The sequence below is a fragment of the Bradyrhizobium sp. AUGA SZCCT0158 genome, from assembly GCF_018130065.1.
GTDB lineage: Bacteria > Pseudomonadota > Alphaproteobacteria > Rhizobiales > Xanthobacteraceae > Bradyrhizobium.
Map to the genome: position 1 here is coordinate 168,684 of NZ_JAFCME010000004.1, position 22,827 is coordinate 191,510.

Here is a 22,827-nt window from a genome sequence, read left to right on the forward strand (position 1 = left end):
GCAGCATGTTTTTGCAGCGAAGGGCGCCGGGATCTCAGATAGGGCCTGAAAACGAGAACTTGCTGACGTCCAGATGTGATTGACCAAGCGCCATCTGGGCAAGGGTTTCCCCGACAGCGGCGGAATGCTTGAACCCGTGCCCCGAGCACGGCGAGGCGATGATGACGTTCTTCATGTCGGGGTGATGATCAATGATGAACCGGGCGTTCTTCACACAGGTGTAAAGGCACACCTTGGTCTTCACGCAATTTTCGTCGAGGCCAGGGAAGAACGGCCCGACATAGGTTCTGAACATCCCAGTGATTTCGTCCGGACCAACGCTCCGGCGAACCGTGTCGGGCGTCGTCGTATTCTCATACTGCTCGGTGGCGATCTTCACCCCCTGTTCGGGGTGGCCAATCAATGGAAAGCCGTAGATGCTCTGGGGTGCCGGAAGTTGCCAGATGTACACTGGAAATCGCGCTGGAAGAAATTCCGGGTATCGGTGCTGGTTTTTCAGGCCAAACCAATAAAGCACCTGCCGCGTTATGCTGAATTGCCGATCAACGCCTATTACCTGGTTAATCCATGGGCCGGCGGTTATGATGAGTTTCCTGGCGCGATAGGTGCTGACGCCTGTCGCTACCTGCACGCCGTCGCCATCGGATTCGAATTTCAGCACCTTCTCGTAGAAGCGCAGCATGGCGCCCGAGGTGGCCGCGAGTTGAAGCTGTGCCTCGATGCATGACTCAGGTCGAACAAAGCCGCTGACCTCGTCGAAATAGGCTTCATCGTCGTCGTTGACATTGAAGGCGGGAAAACGCTGTCTGATCGTTTTGCCATCCAGAATTTCGTAGTTGATCTTGGCCTCGTCGGCCGCTGCCACTGTGGTCTTGAGGAATTCCGGATTCTCATGTCCGGCGGCACGCTGGCCCTTGCCGGAGATCACCAGCAGTCCATTTTGGATGAAAAGATCCCGACCGGTCCGGCTTTCGATGTCGCGCCATATCTCGTGCGACCGCTTGGCAAATGGCGAGTACTCGGGACCCTCGCCGCAGGCGATGCGCGTAATGCGGGTATCGCCGTGCGTCGAACCCAGCTCATGAGGCGGCTTGAGCTGATCGATCCCGAGAACCGAGGCGCCTCGACTGGCCAACTGGTAGGTTGCAGCGGAGCCCATTGCCCCCAAACCGAGTACGATCGCGTCGAACGACCTTTCCATTTCTTCTCCTGCGGCTATCGCTTCCGATCGAGGAAGCCCTGCATCATCCGCTGCGGTTCGCCGGTCAGGAAGGATTGCCCGAACACGCCGACGCTGAGATTGACGGACTCCTTGAGCGGCAGTTCTTCCCATTGCCGCAGCAGTGCCTTCTGCGAACGCAGCGCCTCGGGGCCGCATTCGAGCAGCGCCTTGACCGTATGCTCGACCGCGTCATCGAGGCCGCCCGCCGGCGCGACCTTGTCGACCAGCCCCCACGCCAGCGCCGTCGGGGCATCGATATTCTCCGCGGTCATCACCAGCCAGCGGGCGCGGCCCCAGCCGATCAGCCGCGGCAAGAGCGCGGCGTGGATCACCGAGGGAATGCCGACCTTGACCTCGGGCATGCCGAAATGAGCGTCGTGCGCAGCAATCCGGAAATCGCAGGCGGCCGCGACCTCCAGCCCGCCGCCAAGGCACCAGCCGGGTAGCCGCGCGATCACGGGCGCCGGAAATTGGCGCACGGCTTCGCAGAGATCGCGGAGCCGCGTGATGAAGGCTTCGGCGGATTTCTGGTCGAGCTTTGCCATCTCCTTGATGTCGGCGCCGCCGATCATGCTTTTCTCGCTCTGACCGGCCAGGATCACCGCGCGAATGGTCCGATCGGAGGCGAGTTTCTCAAAGCCTTCGCGCACGCCTGATGTGACGGCGGAACTCAGGATGTTCAGCGAGCCTGCATTGCAGATCGACAGCCGCACCACGCCGCGGGAATCGCGGTCGATGCCGCAATGGGGATTGAGCATTTCCATCTGATTTTCTCTGTTGGTCTTGGTTTTTTGGGTTCAGTGGCACGGTTTGCGCCACTTCCCGGACAATGCGCTGTATTGTCAAGGGCTGGCAGGCGAGGGGCGTTGCGCGGCGAAGCCTGTCGGTGTAATATGACGATCGTAATCTAAAAGGAGCCGCCATGAGCGCGATAGAATCCGCCGACCTGTTTTCTTCAGCCATGCGCCGGGAGCGCGTGGTCGATTGGCAGGCGCCGGGGCCGGCCGCGAAGGCTGCCGCCGGGATGACGGGCATGGAGGCGATGTGCGCGATCCGCGACGGTATCCTGCCGGAACCGCCGATGGCCCGCCTGATCGATTTCCGACTTCGCACTGCCGAACCGGGGCGGATCGTGATGGAACTCGAACCGCATGAAAGCCTGGAAAATACCATCGGTCTGTTGCACGGCGCGACCGCGGCAGCTCTGCTCGATACCGCCATGGGCTGCGCGATCTCGACCATGCTGCCGGCCGGGCAGGGTGCGGTGACGCTCGATCTCAAGCTGACCTATCTGCGGCCGCTCTCGGTCAAGTCGGGCAAGATCTCGGCCGAAGGCAAAATCATAAAACTCGGCCGCCAGACCAGCTATACCGAAGGCTTTGTCCGCGACGGCGCCGGCAATCTTGCAGTGCACGCGACCGCCACCTTCTCGATGATCGGCGAGGGTCCTAAGACGAAATAGATGCAGCTTTTTTCGCGTGCAACTGCTATTATATGACTGCAAACATCTAATGGTTCAGGAATTGCGATGCGCTATTCGAAGGAGCACAAGCAGGAAACCCACGCGCGGATCGTGAAGAAGGCCTCAGTACGGCTTCGCGAAAAGGGCGCGCATGGCATCGGCGTCGCCGACCTGATGAAGGAGGCTGGCCTGACCCATGGCGGCTTCTACGCCCATTTCGATTCCCGCGAGGCGCTTGTCATCGAAGCCTTTGCCTATGCGATGGACCGTTCGACCGAGCGCTGGCGCAAGGTCGCCGACGAGACCCCGCCGGACAAGCGTCTCGCAACCATCGTCGAGAGTTATCTGACGCCTGTTCATCGCGACGATCCCGGCCATGGCTGCGCGATTCCGACGCTCGGCGCCGAGATCGCGCGTGAGAGCGCGAAGACGCGAAAAGCCTTTGCCGCCAAGCTGGAAGCGATGATCGACATGATGGCCGATCAGATTCTCGACGTCCCGCGCAAAGTCGCGCGCAAGCAGGCGGTGGCGGCGCTCGCGACCATGATGGGCACGCTGGTGCTCTCGCGGATCGCCGGCAATGGCGAGTTTTCCGACGAGATCCTCGCCGCCGGGCGCGAGGCCGTGGTGAGCCGCGCTGCGGCGGCGAAACCGGCCGCGAAGAAGGCCGCGGCGAATTAGCAGCGTCACCCACCGCCGTCGTCCCGGCCTTGAGCCGGGACCCATACGCCGCGGCGGTTGTAATTGCAGGCAGCGTCTGCCGGCTTTTTTCTGTCGATAGATCACGCGGTATGGGTCCCGGCTCAAGGCCGGGACGACAGTTTCATTCACCGCCCACCAAACAACGCCCGCTCGCCTTCCACCGTCTCATAAATGTAATCCGCCACCGCGCGGATCCGTGCCAGATCCTTACTGTCGGCATGCATCAGCAGCCAGAACGTCCGCGAGATCGTAATCTCGTCCGGCAGCACCGGTCGCAGCTCGGGATGAGCCGTCGCCATGAAATGCGGCAGCACGGCGATGCCGAAGCCGGCGATGGTGGCGTTGAGCTGGGCGATCAGATTGGCGCTGCGGAATTTCGCGGAGATCTTTGGGCTAACCTGCGGCAGATAATCCAGCTCCGGCGTGAACAGAAGTTCCTCGATGTAGCCGACGAAGCGGTGCGCGGCGAGGTCGCTGCGCCCGGTAATCCCGGGCGCGCGGTCGAGATAGGCGGGGGCGGCATAAAGCCCGAGGCTGTAGTCGAGCAGCTTGCGCCCAACGATCCGGCCTTCCTTCGGCATCGTCAGGCTGATCGCAATATCGGCCTCGCGCTTCGACAGGCTGAACAGCCGGGCGGTGGCGACCAGCTGCAGGTCGAGATCCGGATAGCGCTCGACGAATTTGACGAGGCGCGAGGCCAGGAAGTGGCTGCCAAAGCCGTCGGGGGCCCCGATCCGCACGGTGCCGGTCAGATGCGCGCGGGAGCCGCCGACCGCCTCCTGGTTGGCGACGATGGTCGATTCCATCGCCTCCGCGCTGTCGGCGACGCGCTGGCCGGCCTCGGTCAGCAAATAGCCGGTCTTGCGCCGATCAAACAGTTTTGCGGACAGATGCCGCTCCAGCCGGTCGACACGCCGGATCACTGTGGCATGATCGACGCCCAGCTGTTTTGCGGCAGCGGATACCGTTCCGCCGCGCGCAATTGCCAGCAGAAAACGGAAGTCATCCCAATCGATCGTACCGCCGCCTTGATCCAGCATTTCCGCACATCTATGGTGCAATTTATCAGACTTGTATCCTAAGAAATGCGGGTCAAAAAGGGCGGTAAAATTACCCGAGACTCCCAAGGAGAAGATTCATGCGTTCAATCGGACATTTCATCGGCGGCAAAGAGGTCAAGGGCAATTCGGGCCGGACGGCCGACGTTTTCGAGCCGATGACCGGCGACGTCCAGGCCAAGGTGGCGCTGGCCTCCAAGGCCGAGGTCCGCGCCGCCGTCGAGAACGCCAAGGCCGCCCAGGTCGAGTGGGCCAACACCAACCCGCAGCGCCGCGCGCGCGTGATGATGAAGTTCCTCGAACTCGCCAACCGCGATTACGACAAGCTCGCCGATCTCCTCGCGCGTGAGCACGGCAAGACCGTTCCTGACGCCAAGGGCGATATCCAGCGCGGCCTCGAAGTGGTCGAATTCGCCTGCGGCATTCCGCATCTGATGAAGGGCGAATACACTGAAGGCGCCGGCCCCGGCATCGATATCTACTCGATGCGGCAACCGCTCGGCGTCGTCGCCGGCATCACGCCGTTCAATTTCCCGGCGATGATCCCTATGTGGAAATTCGCGCCGGCGATCGCCTGCGGCAACGCGTTTATCTTAAAGCCCTCGGAGCGCGATCCCGGCGTGCCGATGCTGCTCGCCGCCCTGATGATCGAGGCGGGTCTTCCGCCCGGCGTGCTCAACGTCGTCAACGGCGACAAGGAAGCCGTCGACGCCATTCTCGACGATCCCGATATCAAGGCGATCGGTTTTGTCGGCTCGACGCTGATTGCGCAGTACATCTACGAGCGCGCCGCGCAGACCGGCAAGCGCTGCCAGTGTTTCGGCGGCGCCAAGAACCACGCCATCGTGATGCCGGACGCCGACATGGACCAGACCGTCGATGCCCTGATCGGCGCCGGCTACGGCTCGGCGGGCGAGCGCTGCATGGCGATTTCGGTCGCGGTGCCGGTCGGCAAGACCGCTGCCGACCGCCTGATGGAAAAGCTGATCCCGCGCGTGGAGTCGCTCAAGATCGGCACCTCGATCGATCCCTCGGCCGATTACGGCCCGCTGGTGACGCGCGAAGCGGTCGAGAAGGTGAAGAGCTACATCGACACCGGCGTCAAGGAAGGCGCGACGCTCGCGGTCGACGGCCGTGGCTTCAAGATGCAGGGCTACGAGAAGGGCTTCTATCTCGGCGGTTCACTGTTCGACAACGTCACCAAGGACATGCGGATCTACAAGGAAGAGATCTTCGGCCCCGTGCTGTCGGTGGTGCGCGCGCACGACTACAAGGAAGCGCTGGCGCTGCCGTCGGACCATGACTATGGCAATGGCGTTGCGATCTTCACCCGCGACGGCGACGCCGCGCGCGATTTCGCCGCCAAGGTCGAAGTCGGCATGGTCGGCATCAACGTGCCGATCCCGGTGCCGATCGCCTATTACACGTTTGGCGGCTGGAAGAAGTCCGGCTTCGGCGATCTCAACCAGCACGGCCCGGATTCGATCCGCTTCTACACCAAGACCAAAACCATCACCTCGCGCTGGCCGTCGGGTGTGAAGGAAGGCGCGGAGTTTTCGATTCCGACGATGAACTGATCGCGTCGTAATCTCCTTAACTCGTCATGCCCGGGCTTGACCCGGGCATCCACGACTTGAAGGTTGCAGCAGGAAAGACGTGGATGGCCGGGACAAGCTCGGCCATGACGGTAAGAGAAACGCGGGCACCGAGATGCATTTCGCTCTCAATGAGGACCAGATTGCGGTTCGCGACATGGCGCGGGAATTTGCCGCGGAGAAAATTGCGCCGCATGCGATCCGCTGGGACGAGGAAAAGCATTTCCCCGTCGACGTGATGCGCGAGGCGGCAACGCTCGGCATCGGCGGGGTCTATATTCGCGACGATGTCGGCGGCTCGGCGCTGACGCGCTTCGACGCCGCGCTGATCTTCGAGGCGCTGGCGCAGGGCTGCCCGACGGTGTCGGCGTTCATCTCGATCCACAACATGGCGTCCTGGATGATCGATGCCTATGGCAACGACACCCAGCGCCAGAAATGGCTGCCGAAACTCTGCACCATGGAGCTGCTGGCGAGCTACTGCCTGACCGAGCCCGGCTCCGGCTCGGACGCGGCGGCGCTGCGCACCCGCGCGGTGCGCGACGGCGATCATTATGTGCTGAACGGCCAGAAGCAGTTCATTTCAGGCGCCGGCAAGGGCGATCTCTATGTGGTGATGGTGCGCACCGGCGCCGACGGCCCGGGCGGCATCTCGACGCTGGTGATCGAGGGCGATACGCCCGGCCTGTCGTTCGGCGCCAATGAGCGCAAGATGGGCTGGAACGCGCAGCCGACCCGTGCGGTGATTTTCGAGAATGCGCGTGTGCCCGTTGAAAATCGCCTCGGCGACGAGGGCATCGGCTTCAAGATTGCGATGGCCGGGCTCGACGGCGGCCGCATCAACATCGCGGCGTGCTCGCTCGGCGGCGCGCAGAACGCGCTCGATAAGTCGCTTGGCTACATGAAACAGCGAAAAGCCTTCGGCAAGCGCCTCGACGAATTCCAGGCGCTGCAGTTCCGCCTCGCCGACATGGCGACCGAACTGGAGGCGGCGCGGACCTTCGTGTGGCGCGCGGCCGCCGCACTCGACCGCAAGGATGCCGACGCGACCATGCTGTGCGCGATGGCCAAGCGTTTTGGCACCGATGTCGGCTTCGAGGTCGCCAACCAGGCGCTGCAACTGCATGGCGGCTATGGCTATCTCAGCGAATACGGCATCGAAAAGATCGTGCGAGACCTGCGCGTGCACCAGATCCTGGAAGGGACCAACGAGATCATGCGGCTGATCGTGTCGCGAAAACTGATCGAGGGCGCGCGATGACATCGGCTACCGAGGCGCCGGAGGGCGACCTGATCGCGCGGCGCGAGGGTTCTTGCGGCGTGATCCGGCTGAACCGGCCGAAGGCGATCAATGCCGTGACGCTGGAGATGTTTCGCGACGTCGACAAGGCGCTCGATCAATTCGAGGCCGATCCGGCCGTCGCGGTGATCCTGCTGGAAGGGGCAGGCGAACGCGGTCTCTGCGCCGGCGGCGATATCCGCGCGCTGTGGGAGAGTTCAAAAGTTGCCGGCGATCTCGGCAAGATCCTGTGGCGCGAGGAATACATCCTCAACGCCCGCATCAAGAAATTCCCAAAGCCCTATGTCGCCTTCATGGACGGCATCGTGATGGGCGGTGGCGTCGGGCTATCCGCCCATAGCAGCCATCGCGTGGTGACCGAGCGGACAAAGCTCGCCATGCCCGAAGTCGGCCTCGGCTTTTTCCCGGATGTCGGCGGCACCTGGCTCCTCTCGCATTCGCCGGGTGAAATCGGCACGTATTTTGGCCTGACCGGCCAGACCATGAATGGCCCCGATGCGATCAATGCGCGTTTTGCCGATGCGGTCGTGCCATCGGCTAAATTGCCCGCGCTGCGCGAGGCGCTGACCAAGGTTCGGCCCGGAGCAACATCAGCCGAAATCAAGACCCTTATCGATGGCTTTGCGACCGGCGAGACTGCCGGCCCCGTGGGCGCGATGCAGACAAAAATCGACAGCTGGTTCGCCCATGACCGGATGGAAGACATCGTCGCCGCCCTGCAGCAGGACCGCTCGGAACTGGCGCTTTCAACCCTGAAGACGCTCGGTGAAAAATCGCCGCGCGGCATGGTGGTCACGCTGAAACTGCTGCGGCTGGCGCGGACGTCGACCTCGCTGGAGGAATGCCTGGTGCGGGAATATCGCGCCGCGCTGGAAGTCTTTGCCAGCGACGACTTTCGCGAAGGCGTGCGCGCCGCCGTGATCGACAAGGACCGAAGTCCAAAATGGTCGCCGCCGCGGATCGAGGACGTGACGCCTGCGATGCAGGCGCCTTACTTCGCCGAGATCGGCGCCGACGAACTCAGGTTCAACTGAAATAACAAGAACAGCTCACGCGGAGGATTCGAGATGGCAAATATCGCATTCATTGGCCTCGGCAATATGGGCGGGCCGATGGCGGCCAACCTGGTCAAGGCCGGCCACAAGGTCATTGCCTTCGATCTGGTCGAAGCGTCGAAGAACCAGGCCAGGACCGATGGCGCCACCATCGCGGACAGCGCCGCGGCCGCGGTGAAGGGTGCGGATACCGTCATCACCATGCTGCCCGCGGGCAAGCACGTGGTCTCGGTCTGGACCGACGTGGTTCCGGCGATGGCCAAGGGTGCGCTGATCATCGATTGCTCGACCATCGACGTCGAAAGCGCAAAGCAGGCGCATGCGCTGGCGGCGAAGCACGGCATGGCTTCGGTCGATGCGCCGGTGTCCGGCGGAACCGGCGGTGCCAAGGGCGCGACGCTGACCTTCATGTGCGGTGGCGAGGAGAAGGCGTTCGGGGCCGCCAAGCCGGTGCTGGAGAACATGGGCAAGAAGATCGTGCATTGCGGCGGCGCCGGCGCCGGGCAGGCGGCCAAGATCTGCAACAACATGATCCTGGGTATTTCCATGATCGCGGTAGGCGAGGCCTTCGCGCTCGCCGAAAAGCTCGGCCTGTCGCATCAGGCGCTGTTCGACGTCGCCTCGACCTCATCGGGGCAATGCTGGTCGCTGACGACCTATTGCCCGGTGCCGGGCCCGGTTCCGACCTCGCCGGCCAACAACGGCTACAAGCCGGGTTTTGCGTCCAACCTGATGGTGAAGGATTTGACGCTGGCGCAGGACGCCGCCAACGCCGCGGGGGCCGCAACGCCTCTGGGCAAACATGCGCAGGAGATCTACAAGGCATTCGACGCCGCCGGCCATGGCGGGGTGGATTTTTCCGGGATTATCCAGCACGTTCGGAGTCTCGCCGGGAAATAACGGAGAGCCGATGACGAGTTTCCAGGAAGCGCGCGCCTTTCTGCTCAAGCACCGCACCGACTACGACACCGCGGTAAAGGGGTTCCGCTGGCCGGACCCTGTTCCGTTCAACTGGGCGCTGGACTGGTTCGACGCCGAACTGGCCCGTAACGCCGACACCAAGGACCGCGCGGCGCTGTGGATCGTCGATTCCGGCATCGATAAGGAGATGAAGCTTTCCTTTGCCGCGCTGTCGCGCCGTTCCAACCAGGTCGCTAATTTCCTGCGCGCGCAGGGCCTGAAGCGCGGCGATCATCTGCTGCTGCTGCTCGGCAATGTCGTGCCGCTGTGGGAGACCATGCTGGCGGCGATGAAGCTTGGCGTCGTCGTGATCCCCGCAACCACGCTGCTGACGCCCGACGAACTGCGCGACCGGCTCGACCGCGGCCGCGCCAAGGTCGTGGTGGCCTCGCAGGATCAGGTCGCGAAATTCGCGAGCCTTGGTGCCGAGGGCCTGGTGCGCATCGTGGTCGGTGCGACCGCGAAGCACGACGGCTGGTTGCCGTTCGAAGAGTCCGCCAGCGCGTCCGAGACGTTTGCAACCGACGGCCCGACCAACGCCGACGATCCGCTGCTGCTCTATTTCACCTCGGGTACCACGGCAAAACCAAAGCTGGTGCGGCACAGCCAGCGCAGCTATCCCGTCGGCGCGTTGTCGACGATGTTCTGGCTCGGGCTGCAGCCGGGCGATGTGCACCTCAACATTTCCTCGCCGGGCTGGGCCAAGCACGCCTGGAGCTGTCTGTTCGCGCCATGGAACGCCGGCGCCACCGTGTTCGTGGTCAACCAGCCGCGCTTCGATGCCAAGTCATTGCTCGCCACCATCGGCCGCTGCGGCGTGACGACCCTCTGCGCGCCGCCGACGGTGTGGCGGCTGTTCATCCAGGAGAAGCTCGCGGACTTCAAGGTGAGCTTGCGCGAGGTCTGCGGCGCCGGCGAGCCGCTCAATCCCGAAGTCATCGATCAGGTGCAGAACGCCTGGGGCCTCACCATCCGCGACGGCTACGGCCAGACCGAAACCACGGCGCTCGCCGGCAATTCGCCGGGCCAGAAGGTCAAAGTCGGATCGATGGGCCGCCCGTTGCCCGGCTACCGCGTGCAGATCACGGACAATGACGGCCACGTCACCAAGGAGGGCGAGGTGACGCTGGTGCTCGGCGCGGACCGTCCGGCCGGCCTGATGCAGGGCTATCAAGGCGAGGACGGCAAACTGAGCGGCGCCGATGGCGACCTCTATCGCAGCGGCGATGTGGTGTTCGCCGATGACGAGGGGTATCTGACCTTCGTCGGCCGCTCCGACGACGTGTTCAAATCGTCCGACTACCGCATCAGCCCGTTCGAACTGGAAAGTGTGCTGCTGGAGCATGAATCGGTGGCGGAAGCCGCCGTCGTGCCCAGTCCCGATCCGATCCGGCTGGCAATCCCGAAGGCCTATGTGCTGCTGGTGGCCGGCGTGGAACGCTCGCCGGAGACCGCGCTGTCGATCTTCAACCACCTGCACACGCGCCTTGCGCCGTTCAAGCGCATCCGGCGCATTGAACTGGTAACCGAATTGCCGAAGACGATTTCGGGAAAAATCCGCCGCGTGCAATTGCGGCGGCTGGAGCACGACGACAACCGCAGCGATGCGCTGCGCGGGACGGAATTCCGCGAAGAACAGTTTCCGGAGCTGCAGAAGGTGCGGACCGCCGGATTGGAGACCTAAGTAATGAATGAAGTCTGGAAGAAGCCGCCGGTGTCGTTCGAAGCCTATCAGGCCATGGTGGGCAAGGAAATCGGCGTCTCGTCCTGGCATCTGGTCGATCAGGCCAGGATCGACGTCTATGCCGACGTGATCGAGGACCACCAGTTCATCCATGTCGATCCCGAGCGCGCCAAGAAGGAAACCGCTTACGGCACAACCGTGGCGCACGGCTTTCTGACGATGTCGCTGCTGTCGATCATGTCCTATGAGGTGATGCCGGTCATCGAAGGCACCACGATGGGTGTGAATTACGGGTTCGACCGGCTGCGCTTCATGTCGCCGGTGCGCGCGGGCTCCCGCGTCCGCGGCCGTTTCACGCTGCTGGAGGCCACGCTGCGCAAGCCGAAGGAACTGCAGTCGCGCACCAATGTCACCGTCGAGATCGAGGGTGAAGCAAAGCCCGCTTTGGTCGCCAACTGGCTCGGTCTGATCTATTTCGCCTGAGATTTTCTCTGTCATTGCCGGGCTTGACCCGGCAATCCATCACTGCTCAAAAACACTCGATTTTGGATGGATGCCCGGCACAAGGCCGGGCATGACGAGAACCAGGAATCTTACGCATGACAATCAGGTTTGACGGACGCGTCGCAATCGTCACCGGCGCGGGCAATGGTCTGGGACGGGCGCATGCGCTGGGGCTGGCCAGCCGCGGCGCCAAGGTCGTGGTCAATGATTTCGGCGGCGCGCGCGACGGGACCGGCGGCTCGCTGACGCCCGCCGAGACCGTGGTCGAGGAAATCCGCAAAGCCGGCGGCACGGCGATGGCCGACGGCGCCGACGTCTCGAAGTTCGGACAGGTCACCGCGATGGTCGAGCGGGCCACGAAGGAGTGGGGCAGCGTCGATCTGTTGTGCGCCAACGCCGGCATCCTGCGAGACAAGTCGTTCGCAAAAATGGACATCGCCGACTTTGCCAAGGTGCTCGATGTCCATCTCGTCGGTACATTTTACTGCTGCAAGGCAGTGTGGGATGGCATGCGCGAGCGCAACTATGGGCGCATCGTGCTGACGACCTCTTCATCCGGCCTGTTCGGCAATTTCGGCCAGGCCAATTACGGCGCGGCCAAAGCCGGCATGGTAGGCCTGATGAACGTGCTGGCCGAGGAAGGCCGCAAGAACAACATCCGCGTCAACACGATCTCGCCGACCGCGGCGACGCGCATGACCGAAGAACTGCTGCCGCCACAGGCGCTGGCGCTGATGCGCCCCGAGGCGATTACGCCCGCGGTGGAATTTTTGCTGAGCGAGGACGCGCCGACCCGCACCATCATGGGCGCGGGTGCCGGCTCGTTTGCGGTGATCAAGGTCGTGGAAACCGAAGGCATCAACCTGCCGCAAGCCGAGTGGACGCCGGACGCCATCGCGGCGAACTTTGCCGCGATCGGCGATATGTCCACGGCGAAGGCGCTGCAGGGCGCGTTCGAGCAGACGCAGAAATATGTCGGGCAGGCGGCCGCGAAGGCGGGGATCAAGCTCTGACGATGGCTATCGCCGTCATCGGCGCCGGACCTGCCGGGCTGATGGCGGCCGAAGTGCTGGCGCAGGGCGGCGCTGCGGTCACCGTCTACGACACGATGCCCTCGGCCGGGCGCAAGTTCCTGATGGCCGGCCGGGGTGGGCTCAATCTGACGCACAGCGAGCCGCTGGCCGCCTTCGTTGCGCGCTACGGCAGCGCGCAGCCGCATCTCGCATCGGTCATCGAAGCGTTTCCGCCACAAGCGCTGCGCGACTGGAGCGAGGCGCAGGGGCAGCCAACTTTCGTCGGCTCCAGCGGCCGGGTTTTCCCGCAAGCATTCAAGGCGTCACCGTTGCTGCGGGCATGGCTGCGGAGGCTGGATTCGCAGGGCGTGCAGTTCGCGCTGCGCCATCGCTGGACCGGTTGGAGCGAAGACGGCCGCCTCCAGTTCCAGACACCGGACGGACCACGCGACATCGAAGCGAGCGCGACCGTACTGGCACTTGGCGGCGCAAGCTGGCCGCGGCTTGGCTCCGACGGCGTATGGGCGGAAACGCTCGCTGCCAAGGGCGTCAACATATCCCCGCTGCGTCCGGCAAATTCCGGCTTCACCGTCGCATGGTCCGATATTTTCCGCGATCGGTTCGAAGGCCAGCCGCTCAAGGGCGTAGCGCTGACGTTTGGAACGCACAGCGTTCGCGGCGAAGCCATCGTCACCCGCACGGGTATCGAAGGTGGCGCGATCTATGCGCTGTCGGCGGAATTGCGCGAGGCGATCCTTGGCGCAGGGCAGGCGACGCTGCACGTCGCGCTGCGCCCCGATCTGGCGATCGAGGAATTGACCGCGCGGCTCTCTGCGCCAAAAGGTAAACAATCCCAGTCGAACTTCCTGCGCAAGGCCGCGCATCTTTCGCCGGTCGCGATCGGATTGCTGCAGGAGGCGGCGAAGACGTCCGGCGTCTCGTTGGCTTCGCTATCGCCACTCGATCTCGCGCGACTGATCAATGCTGTGCCCGTAGAACTCAACGGCGTCGCACCGATCGCGCGCGCGATCTCGACCGCGGGCGGCATCGCCTTCGACGAACTCGATGCCGACTTCATGATCCGCCGTTTGCCGGGCGTATTCGCGGCCGGCGAAATGCTGGATTGGGAAGCGCCGACCGGCGGCTATCTGCTGCAGGCGTCGTTTGCGACGGGTGCTGCCGCGGGCAGGGGTGTGTTGAAGTGGCTCAATCGTAGGATGGGTAGAGCGTAGCGAAACCCATCACATCATGTCACGGGGATAGATGATGGGTTTCGCTCCGCTCTACCCATCCTACGGACTGGATCACCGCAGCTTCCCCCGCGCCGCCACCGGCAGCGTCCCAAGAATCTCCTCGCCGCGGACCATCACCACTTCGTCCATCATGTTGACGACGACGCAGACGTGGTTTGGCACGATGCGCACGACGTCGCCGACGTTCGGGCGTGTATTGCTGCGGGTGAGGTCGAGAAAGCCATGCTCCTCGGCGAAGCGCGCGATCTTGGCTTCGGGATGTTCGAGGATCAGGCCGTGGCCTTCCAGCCCGCCGCCGGTGTCCGACGTCAGCGTCTTGGAGCCGGCATCGAGGATGCCGCGATCCGGGCCGGCGCGGCTGACGACCGTCGAATAGATGCTGAGGGCGCAATCGTCCCAACTGGCGACGCCGGCCGCGACCTGCATGCGGTCGTTGTAGATATAGGTGCCGGGCCGATGCTCGGTGGCGCCCTTGAGCTTGCCGACGTTCTTCATGTTCGGCGAGCCACCGGTCGAGACCATCGTGGCATCGAGGCCGTGGGCGCGGACGCCGGCCAGCGCCTCGTCAAAGAATTTTTGTGCCTCGGCCCAGCCGGTTTCGGTCGGGTACAGCATGAAGCCGGCGAATTTCAGTCCCTTGGAGCCCGCGATCTCGCGTGCCAGCGCAATGGCTTCGGCAGGCGTCTCGACGCCGGCGCGCTTGCGTCCGGTGTCGCATTCGACCACCACCGACAGCGGACGGCCTGAGGCCGCGGCGGCCTGCGGCAGGCCCGCCACCACGACGGAATTGTCGCAGGCAACCGTCATGTTGGCCTTGCCCTGCAGCGCGCCGAGCCTCGCCATCTTCTCTTCGCCGATCAGATTGTAGCTGATCAGGATGTCGTCGATCCCGGCGTCTGCCATCACTTCGGCCTCGCCCAGCTTCTGGCAGGTCACGCCCTTGGCGCCGGCCTTGATCTGCATCGTCGCCAGCAAGGGGCTCTTGTGGGTCTTGATATGCGGCCGGTTGGCGACGCCAGCGGCATCGCAAGCCGCCTGGATGCGCGCGATGTTGCGCTCGACCCGGTCCATGTCGATCACGGCGGCGGGTGTGCCGTATTCACGGGCGATCTTGGCGGCGAGGGGTGTGGTCATGGTTTCCTCAATTGTAGGATGGGTAGAGCGCAGCGCCCATCAAACATTATCCACGGGGCATGATGGGTATCGCTTCGCTCCACCCATCCTACGATTCATGCCTGTTCAATCTCTTCCCGAAGCACTTCAAGCTCCAGCCACTTGTCCTCGGCTTCCTGTAAGTCCTTCTGCGCCTTTGTAAGCGCATCGGAGGCGGAATCAAACTTCTTGCGGTTCTTCTTGTAGAGATCGGTATCGTCGAGAATGCGCTGTTGCTTGGCGATCTCGGCTTGCAGCTTCGCCATGGTCTTGGGCAGCGTTTCCAGCGCGTGCTTCTCGTTGAAATTCAGGCGCCGTTTCGGTCCGGTCGAAGGCGATCCAGCGGCAACCCTCGCTTCCCGCTTCTCTTCGGCGACCTTGACCGCTTCGCGCTTCAGATCCGCGCCGCGCTGCGCCAGCATGTCGGTGTAGCCGCCGGCATATTCGATCCAGCGCCCATCGCCTTCGGGCGCGATCACGGAGGTCACGACGCGGTCGAGAAAGTCGCGGTCATGGCTGATCAGGATCACGGTGCCTTCGTAGTCGCCGAGCATTTCCTCGAGCACGTCGAGGGTTTCGAGGTCGAGATCGTTGGTTGGTTCGTCCAGCACCAGCAGGTTGGAAGCTTTTGCCAGTGAACGCGCCAGCATCAGCCGGCCGCGTTCGCCGCCGGACAATACTTCCAGCGGCGTGCGCATCTGCTCCTGCGCGAACAGAAAGTCCTTCATGTAGCTGACGACATGCTTCGGCTTGCCGCCGATCATGACATGGTCGCTGCCGCCGCCGGTCAGGGCATCGGCCAGCGTCGACTTGGGGTCGAGGCTTTCGCGGTGCTGGTCCAGCGTCGCCATTTCGATGTTGGCACCGAGCCGGATCGTGCCGCTGTCGGGCGGGCTGCCGCCGGTCAGCATATCAATGAGCGTGGTCTTGCCGGCGCCGTTCGGCCCGACGATGCCGATGCGGTCGCCGCGCTGCACCCGGATCGAGAACCCTTCGACGATTTTGCGGTCGCCAAACGATTTGCCGATGTTCTTGGCCTCGATCACCAGCTTGCCCGATTTGTCCGCTTCGGCGGCGGCGAGGCTGGCGTTGCCGGTCGCGCCGCGATAGGTCCGCCGCTGATCACGCAGGGCATGCAGATTACCGAGCCGCTTGACGTTGCGCTTGCGGCGGCCGGAGACGCCGTAGCGCAGCCAATGCTCTTCATTGACGATCTTGCGGTCAAGCTTGTGCTGGTCGCGTTCTTCCTCGGCCAGCACTTCGTCGCGCCAGGCCTCGAATGCGGAAAAGCCGCGGTCGATCTGCCTGATCTGGCCGCGGTCGAGCCAGGCGGTGGAGCGCGACAGGTTCGAGAGGAAGCGGCGGTCGTGGCTGATGATGACCAGCGCACAGCGCCGGCTCTCCAATTCGCCTTCCAGCCATTCGATGGTGGTGAGATCGAGATGGTTGGTCGGCTCGTCCAGCAGCAGAATGTCGGGGGCGGGCGCCAGCACCCGCGCCAGCGCCGCGCGGCGGGCTTCACCGCCCGAGACATGGGCGGGATCTTCATCGCCGCTCAAGCCCAGCTGCTCGATGAGATAGCGCGCCTGATAATGGTCGTCGCCCGGATTGAGTCCGGCCTCGACATAGGCCAGCGTCGTCTTGTGCGCGCCGAAATCAGGCTCCTGCGGTAGATAGCGGATCGTGGCGCCGGGCTGCACGAAGCGGCTGCCGCTGTCGGGCTCGACTAACCCGGCGGCGATCTTCAGCAGCGTCGATTTGCCGGAGCCGTTGCGGCCGATCAGGCACACGCGCTCGGCCGTCGACACGGACAATTCCACGCCCGACAACAGCGGCGTGCCGCCAAAGGTCAGCGCGATATCTTTCAACTGGATCAGCGGCGGCGGCATCGTTCAGCTCAATTCTGGTTCGGCGCAGGCTGCGAGGCCCGCTGACGCTGGATGCGCCGGATGGTCTGGTCGAGCGCGGAGAGGAACGCCGAGCGGTCGCGCGGGGCGAACGATTTCGGTCCGCCCGTCACTTCACCCGACGAACGCAGATCGGTCATCAGATTGCGTACCGCGAGCGTCATGCCGATCGATTGTTCGGTGAACGGCTTGCCGTTCGGTGCCAGCACCTCGGCGCCGGCCTTCACGCAACGGCTCGCCAGCGGAATATCGGAGGTGATGACGATATCGCCCCTGCCGGCGCGTTCCGCAATCCAGTCGTCAGCGGCGTCCATCCCGGCGCCGGCGGCGATCCGCTCGATCAGCGGATCCTGCGGCACGCGGATGAAATTGCCCGCGACCACGCTGACGGGCAGGCCGTGCCGGCTCGCGACCTTATAGATCTCGTCCTTGACCGGGCAGGCGTCGGCGTCGACATAGATGCGGGTAGGATTCAAGTCGGGCACTTCAGTCGGTTTATCGGGGTTGGATTCGGTCTCGTCGTCTCGTCCGCGCGTGGTACTCCATGGGGCGGAAAAAGGCGAGGAAAACAGGCCGGGGAACACGCTTGCCACGACACTTTCTTTGCGTACGATAACGCCCGGAAACAACAAGAAAATAGAGGAAACGGGCATGACAAGCCGCATTGGGCCGTATCGCGTCTCGGCCTACAACACTTCCAAGCATTCCGAGAACAAGATGCACGATGACACGGTGGCGAAGCGCTATGGTTTTAGCGGCGGTCTGGTGCCCGGTGTCGATGTCATGGCTTACATGATGCACCTGCCGGTCGCAAAATGGGGCCGTGCCTTTCTCGAGCGTGGCCTGATCGAGGCGCGCTTCGTCAAGCCGGTCTATGACGGCGAGCAGGCGGATGTCATGGGCGAAGAAAGCAACGGCGTGCTCGAGCTCCAGGTCGAGAGCCGGGGAGATCTTTGTGCCACCGGCACCGCGTCGTTGCCGGCGGCGGCGCCAGCATTCTCCCTTACCGACTTTGTCGAGGTCGCAGCCGCAGGCGAGCGCAAGCCGGTCGATGCGTCGTCCTATGCACTTGATAAATGGCTCGGCGCGGCGCCGCGCACCTGGGCGACGGACGCGGCAAAACAATATCTGGCGGATATTCGCGAAACCGAAGCGATCTACGCGCAGGAAGGACTCGGCCACCCCGGCCTGTTGCCGCGGGTGATGAACATGGTGCTCGTCGACAACGCCATCATGGGCCCATGGATTCATGTCGGCACAAGGATGCAGCTCCTGTCCGCGGCCCGCAACGGCGATGAATTGACCGCGCGTGCCAAAGTGATCGGCAATTACGACAAGAAGGGGCACCGTTTCGTCGAACTCGACGCGCTGGTGGTTGCCAACGGCAAGACGCCACTGGCGCATTGCCACCACACCGCGATCTACCAGCCGCGCGAACAGGTGGCGGCATAACCATGGCCATCACCATCGACTACTACCTCTCACTCAACTCGCCCTGGACCTACATGGGCAGCGGCCCGTTCGCCGAGATCGCGCGCCGCTATGGCGCCGAGGTCAACGTCAAGCCCGCCAAGTTCGGTCCGATTTTCGAGCAGACCGGCGGGCTGCCGCTGCCAAAGCGTTCCCCGCAGCGGCAGGCTTACCGGCTGATGGAACTCAGGCGCTGGCGCGAGGTGCGGGGACTTCCTCTCAATGTCGAGCCTAAATTCTTCCCCAGCGATGACGCGGCGGCGACGCGCCTCGTGATCGCAGCCAAGCTGCAGGGCAAGGACGCTCATAAATTGTCGCTGGAGCTGGCGCGCGCCATCTGGGAGCGCGAGGAATCGTTTGCGGATACCGCGGTGATGGCATCATCGGCGCAACGCGCCGGTCTCGATGCCGCCGCGCTGCGGGCCGGCGGCCCATCGGACGCCGAACTCGATGCGCTGTATGAGAAATATACGCAGGATGCCCTGAAGGCGGGCGTGTTCGGCGCGCCCAGTTACGTCTTGCCCTCGGGCGAGATCTTCTGGGGCCAGGACCGGCTGGAGCTCCTAGAGCGCGCGCTGAAGCTCGCCGCCTAACCGGCGCGCTTCACATCTCGAAGACGCGACCGGGATTGAGGATGTGATGCGGATCAAGCGCGCGCTTCAGCGTGCGCATGGTCTCGATCTCCTCCGCGGTGCGGCTGAGCTTGAGATAGGGCCGCCTGGAGATGCCGATGCCGTGCTCGGCCGAGATCGAACCGCCAAAGTCGCTGGTGAGGCCGAAGACCAGCTTCTTCATCTCCTCATGCCTGTCGGCGGGAGGCGAGTATTTTGTGTTGACGTGCAGGTTGCCGTCGCCGACATGCCCGAGCACGATGGTGTAGGCGTCCTTGTCGACCGCCTTGATCGCCTTTGCGACGGCTTCCGTGAACGGTTCCATCTGGTCGATGGCGAGGCTGATGTCGAAGCCGACCGTGGGCGCAGTCGCCCGGCTGAGCTCGACGCTGGAATCGCGAACCCGCCAGATCGCGGCGGTAGAAGCACCGGAATTGGCAATGATCGCATCGAGGATGATGCCTTCACCGAGCGCCTCTTCGAGCAGACTTTCAACGTCGGAGCGTAGGCGCTCGGCATTGCTGCCCGAGGATTCCATCAGCAAATAGAAGGGATGGGTGGCCGGCAGCGGCGCGGCGACGCCTCGCACCAGCTTGGTCACAAGGCGGTAATAGCTGTTCCACATCACCTCGAAGGCGGTCAGTTCGCCGCCAAGCCGCTTGCGTGCCAAATCGAGCATCGCCCGCACCTTGTCGAAACTCGGCAGCGCGCACAGCACCACCTGCTGTTCGGCCGGCGCCGGGAAAATCCGCAATGCCGCGCGCGTCACCACGCCGAGCGTGCCTTCGGTGCCGATGAACAATTGCTTGAGGTCGGTGCCGGTGTTGTTCTTGATGTATTTGCGCACGCCCTTGAGCACGGTGCCGTCAGCGAGCACGGCTTCGAGCCCGAGCACGAGATCGCGCGTCATGCCGTAGCGGATCACCCGGTTGCCGCCGGCATTGGTCGAGATGTTGCCGCCGATCGTGCAGCTGCCGCGGGCGCCGAGATCGAGCGGGTACATGAAGCCGTCCTGCGCGACGCGCTCGTGGACGCGCTGCAGCGGCACGGCGGCCTGCGCGATCACGACCCCGCCGCCGGTGTCGACCTCTTCGATCGCGTTCATGCGTTCCATCGACAGCACGATTTCGCCGGCCATCGGCATGGTGGCGCCCACCAGCCCGGTCATGCCGCCCTGGGTCGTGACCGCAACGCGCGCCCGGTGGCAGATCGCCAGGAATCGCGAGACGTCCTCGGTGGAGCGCGGCCGCATCACCGCGAGCGGCGGAGGAACGGGGATGCCGGCTATATCGGTGTAATAGCGCGCATCGATATCGGCGCCGGTCAGGACCGTTGTCGCGTCGAACGCAGCGCGGAGTTCACCGATGATGGCTGGTTGCATCCTATGCCGCCTTCCTCGCCTTGGCCTCCTGGATCGCACGCCAGACGCGTTCCGATGTCAATGGCATATCGATCTGCGAAATGCCGTACTCCGACAGCGCATCGATGACAGCATTGACGATGCAGGCGAGGCTGCCGGCGCAGCCGGCTTCGCCGCAGCCCTTGGTGCCGAGCGGATTGGTTTTGGCCGGCGAGGGGTGATCGGCGGTTGCCATCAGCGGGATGTCGCCGGCGCGCGGCATCGCGTAATCCATGAACGAGCCGGTGATCGGCTGGCCGCTGGAATCGTAGCTGACTTCCTCCATCAGCGCCTGGCCAATGCCTTGCGCGACACCGCCATGCAGCTGGCCGTCGACGATCATCGGATTGACGATGGTGCCGAAGTCGCTGATGCCGGTGTAGCGCACGATTTGGGTCACGCCGGTGTCGGGATCGATCTCGACCTCGGCGACGTGGCAACCATTGGGGAAGGTCGACGGGGTGTCCTTGGTGGCGTGGTCGACGTCGAGCGTATCGGGCACGCCCTCCGGCACCTTGCCGTCGCGCAGCCGCTGCGCCAGCTCCATGATGCCGATCGAGCGGTCGGTGCCGGCGATGGTGAAGCGGCCATTGCCGAATTCGATGTCGCCCTCGCTGGCTTCCAGCAGATGCGCCGCAGCCTGCTTGCCCTTGGCAACCACGAGCGCCGCGGCTTCGACGATCGCCTGGCCGGTCGCGGTGATCGAGCGCGAGCCGCCGGTGCCGTTACCGAAACGCACGAGATCGCTGTCGCCCTGTTCGAGCGTGATCTTCTCGAAGGGGACGCCGAGCTCGGCGGAAAGCACCTGCGCAAACGGCGTGGCGTGGCCCTGGCCGTAATCGAGCGTCCCCGTCGTGAGCTTCACCGAACCGTCAGGTTCGAAATTGATCTTGCCGAGTTCGCCGCTCGGCGGCGCCGTGACTTCGAGGTAGGAGCCGACCGCAATGCCGCGCAGTTTTCCCTGCTTCTTGCTTTCCTTCTTGCGCTTGGCAAAATTGGCGTGGTCGGACAGCTCCAGCGCTTTGGCGAACACGCCCTGGAAATCGCCGCTGTCATAGGTGACACCGGAGGCGGCGGGGAACGGCAGTTGCGCCGGCTTGATGAAATTGCGCTTGCGCAGGGTGAGCCGGTTGATGCCCATCTCGTCGGCGGCGCGGTCGATCAGCCGCTCCATGTAGTAGTTGGCCTCGGGCCGGCCAGCGCCGCGATAGGCGCCCATCAGGGTGGTGTTGGTCAGTACCGTCTTGATGTCGACGCCGAGCAGCGGCGTACGATAGACGCTCGCAAGGTTCTTGGCGGTGTTGAGCGATAGCGGGCCCGGCGCCACGCCGGTGATGTAGGCGCCGAGATTGCCGTAGCCTTTGAGGCGCACGGCGAGGAATTTACCCTCGGCATCGAGCGCCAGTTCGCAATGCATGGTCTGCGCGCGGCCGTGGCTGTCGGACAGGAAGCTGGTCGAGCGCTCGTCGGTCCACTTCACCGGGCGGCCCAGTACCTTCGAGGCATGCGCGATGCAGGTGTATTCCGGATAGTTCATGTTCTTCATGCCGAACGAGCCGCCGACATTGGCGGTCAGGATACGAACCTTGTCGTTCGGCACGTTCAGGATTTTTGCAAACGTGACCTTGTTGCCGGAAACGCCCTGGGTCGGCACCTGGATCGTGAAGCGCTCGCTGGTCTTGTCGTAGGAAGCCAGCGCCACGCGCGGCTCCATCGACACCACGGCGACGCGGGTGTTGACGACGTCAAGCTTGGTCACATGCGCGGCGCCGGCGAACGCCGCATCGATCTTGGCGGCATCGCCATAGTGATAGTCGAGCGCCGTGTTGTTGGGGATGTGATCGTAGAGCTGCGGCGCGCCGGGTTGGGCGGCTTCCTCGGCATTGGTCACCGCAGGCAGCGGCTCGATATCGAGCTCGACGGCTTCCGCCGCATCGCGCGCCTGCGCCAGCGTTTCGGCGACGACATAGGCCACGGGATCGCCGACGAAGCGCACCTTGTCGGTCGCCAATGCCATGCGGTTGGTCTGCAGCAGCGGCGAGCCGTCGCGGCTCTTCAGCGGCAGGCCGCAGGTGAAGGGGTTGTAGCCGGCTGCCACGAGGTCCTGGCCGGTCCAGACGCCGAGCACGCCCGGCATGGTCCGCGCCGCCTTGATATCGATGCCGCGGATGATTCCGTGGGCGTGGCTGGAGCGCACGATCCAGGCATAGGCTTGGCCTGGCAGGCTGAAATCATCGGTGTATTTGCCCTTGCCGCGAACCAGCGTGTCGTCTTCCTTGCGGCGCACAGGCTGTCCGACCCCGTATTTTTGCACTGCGATAGCGTTTTCCAGCGACGACGGAGACGTATGATCTTGCATCGAAAAATACCTGAAATGCTTGGATTTCCGCGACTTTCGCGGGCTCGGAACCAAATAACGCACCGATCCCCCAGCGACAACGCCTGTTTGGGCATGGTCCTATGTGATGGGATGTTGCGTA

At 63.8% G+C, this 22,827-nt stretch carries 20 protein-coding genes; 12 read left to right on the forward strand and 8 right to left on the reverse strand.

The window, feature by feature from the left end; genetic code table 11:
- Positions 1-34: 34 nt before the first annotated feature.
- Together solA and JQ574_RS07535 are read right to left on the reverse strand one after the other, a co-directional pair.
- Positions 35-1,201 (reverse strand): N-methyl-L-tryptophan oxidase, encoded by a 1,167-nt coding sequence (solA, locus tag JQ574_RS07530; protein ID WP_212207858.1) that lies wholly within the window; start codon positions 1,199-1,201, stop codon positions 35-37.
- A 14-nt stretch (positions 1,202-1,215) separates the two neighbouring features.
- Positions 1,216-1,986: an enoyl-CoA hydratase gene (locus tag JQ574_RS07535; RefSeq protein ID WP_212207859.1), complete on the reverse strand. Its 771-nt coding sequence runs from the start codon at positions 1,984-1,986 to the stop codon at positions 1,216-1,218.
- Positions 1,987-2,144: 158 nt separating this feature from the next.
- Here JQ574_RS07535 and JQ574_RS07540 point away from each other — a divergent pair, with 158 nt between their 5' ends.
- The gene (locus JQ574_RS07540; RefSeq protein ID WP_212207860.1) at positions 2,145-2,684 is read left to right on the forward strand and encodes a PaaI family thioesterase; all 540 of its coding nucleotides are present in this window, start codon (positions 2,145-2,147) and stop codon (positions 2,682-2,684) included.
- A 66-nt stretch (positions 2,685-2,750) separates the two neighbouring features.
- Complete coding sequence (locus JQ574_RS07545; RefSeq protein WP_212207861.1) at positions 2,751-3,365, forward strand: TetR/AcrR family transcriptional regulator; 615 nt, start codon at positions 2,751-2,753, stop codon at positions 3,363-3,365.
- Between the two features lie 146 nt (positions 3,366-3,511).
- Here the strand turns inward: JQ574_RS07545 and JQ574_RS07550 are convergent, their stop codons facing one another.
- Positions 3,512-4,426, reverse strand: coding sequence for a LysR family transcriptional regulator (locus JQ574_RS07550; protein ID WP_212207862.1), 915 nt, complete (start codon positions 4,424-4,426; stop codon positions 3,512-3,514).
- Positions 4,427-4,524: 98 nt separating this feature from the next.
- Here JQ574_RS07550 and JQ574_RS07555 point away from each other — a divergent pair, with 98 nt between their 5' ends.
- From JQ574_RS07555 to JQ574_RS07590, 8 genes are all read left to right on the forward strand, one after another.
- Positions 4,525-6,021 (forward strand): CoA-acylating methylmalonate-semialdehyde dehydrogenase, encoded by a 1,497-nt coding sequence (locus JQ574_RS07555; RefSeq protein WP_212207863.1) that lies wholly within the window; start codon positions 4,525-4,527, stop codon positions 6,019-6,021.
- A 133-nt stretch (positions 6,022-6,154) separates the two neighbouring features.
- Positions 6,155-7,300 carry an isobutyryl-CoA dehydrogenase gene (locus JQ574_RS07560; protein ID WP_212208026.1) on the forward strand — a complete coding sequence of 382 codons (1,146 nt, stop codon included), beginning with the start codon at positions 6,155-6,157 and terminating at the stop codon, positions 7,298-7,300.
- Positions 7,297-8,373 (forward strand): enoyl-CoA hydratase/isomerase family protein, encoded by a 1,077-nt coding sequence (locus JQ574_RS07565; protein WP_212207864.1) that lies wholly within the window; start codon positions 7,297-7,299, stop codon positions 8,371-8,373. Before JQ574_RS07560 ends, JQ574_RS07565 begins: the two co-directional genes overlap by 4 nt.
- A gap of 33 nt (positions 8,374-8,406) precedes the next feature.
- Positions 8,407-9,294, forward strand: coding sequence for a 3-hydroxyisobutyrate dehydrogenase (gene mmsB / locus JQ574_RS07570; RefSeq protein WP_212207865.1), 888 nt, complete (start codon positions 8,407-8,409; stop codon positions 9,292-9,294).
- Positions 9,295-9,304: 10 nt separating this feature from the next.
- Entirely contained in the window at positions 9,305-11,038 is a 1,734-nt protein-coding gene (locus JQ574_RS07575) for an AMP-binding protein (RefSeq protein ID WP_212383434.1), read from the forward strand.
- Positions 11,039-11,041: 3 nt separating this feature from the next.
- Positions 11,042-11,521, forward strand: coding sequence for a MaoC family dehydratase (locus JQ574_RS07580; protein WP_212207867.1), 480 nt, complete (start codon positions 11,042-11,044; stop codon positions 11,519-11,521).
- A gap of 116 nt (positions 11,522-11,637) precedes the next feature.
- A complete protein-coding gene (locus JQ574_RS07585; protein WP_212207868.1) occupies positions 11,638-12,555 on the forward strand; it encodes an SDR family NAD(P)-dependent oxidoreductase in 918 nt (305 codons plus the stop codon).
- Positions 12,556-12,557: 2 nt separating this feature from the next.
- Positions 12,558-13,787, forward strand: a complete 1,230-nt coding sequence (locus tag JQ574_RS07590) for a TIGR03862 family flavoprotein (protein WP_212207869.1) — start codon at positions 12,558-12,560, stop codon at positions 13,785-13,787.
- A 72-nt stretch (positions 13,788-13,859) separates the two neighbouring features.
- Here JQ574_RS07590 and JQ574_RS07595 read toward each other — a convergent pair whose 3' ends face one another.
- The 3 genes from JQ574_RS07595 to JQ574_RS07605 form a co-directional block, all read right to left on the reverse strand.
- Positions 13,860-14,942, reverse strand: coding sequence for a D-TA family PLP-dependent enzyme (locus tag JQ574_RS07595; RefSeq protein WP_212207870.1), 1,083 nt, complete (start codon positions 14,940-14,942; stop codon positions 13,860-13,862).
- A gap of 95 nt (positions 14,943-15,037) precedes the next feature.
- Positions 15,038-16,849: an ABC-F family ATP-binding cassette domain-containing protein gene (locus JQ574_RS07600; protein ID WP_212294392.1), complete on the reverse strand. Its 1,812-nt coding sequence runs from the start codon at positions 16,847-16,849 to the stop codon at positions 15,038-15,040.
- 8 nt (positions 16,850-16,857) lie between these two features.
- Entirely contained in the window at positions 16,858-17,343 is a 486-nt protein-coding gene (locus JQ574_RS07605; RefSeq protein ID WP_212207872.1) for a YaiI/YqxD family protein, read from the reverse strand.
- A 175-nt stretch (positions 17,344-17,518) separates the two neighbouring features.
- Here JQ574_RS07605 and JQ574_RS07610 point away from each other — a divergent pair, with 175 nt between their 5' ends.
- Both JQ574_RS07610 and JQ574_RS07615 read left to right on the forward strand, forming a co-directional pair.
- Complete coding sequence (locus JQ574_RS07610) at positions 17,519-18,319, forward strand: hypothetical protein (RefSeq protein ID WP_212207873.1); 801 nt, start codon at positions 17,519-17,521, stop codon at positions 18,317-18,319.
- A gap of 2 nt (positions 18,320-18,321) precedes the next feature.
- On the forward strand, positions 18,322-18,930 hold the full coding sequence (locus JQ574_RS07615; protein WP_212207874.1) for a 2-hydroxychromene-2-carboxylate isomerase: 609 nt from the start codon (positions 18,322-18,324) through the stop codon (positions 18,928-18,930).
- 10 nt (positions 18,931-18,940) lie between these two features.
- On the opposite strand, the gene JQ574_RS07620 is transcribed toward JQ574_RS07615, so the two are convergent.
- Together JQ574_RS07620 and JQ574_RS07625 are read right to left on the reverse strand one after the other, a co-directional pair.
- Positions 18,941-20,329, reverse strand: coding sequence for an FAD-binding oxidoreductase (locus JQ574_RS07620; protein WP_212207875.1), 1,389 nt, complete (start codon positions 20,327-20,329; stop codon positions 18,941-18,943).
- Between the two features lies 1 nt (position 20,330).
- Positions 20,331-22,706: a xanthine dehydrogenase family protein molybdopterin-binding subunit gene (locus JQ574_RS07625; protein ID WP_212207876.1), complete on the reverse strand. Its 2,376-nt coding sequence runs from the start codon at positions 22,704-22,706 to the stop codon at positions 20,331-20,333.
- Positions 22,707-22,827: the final 121 nt, after the last annotated feature.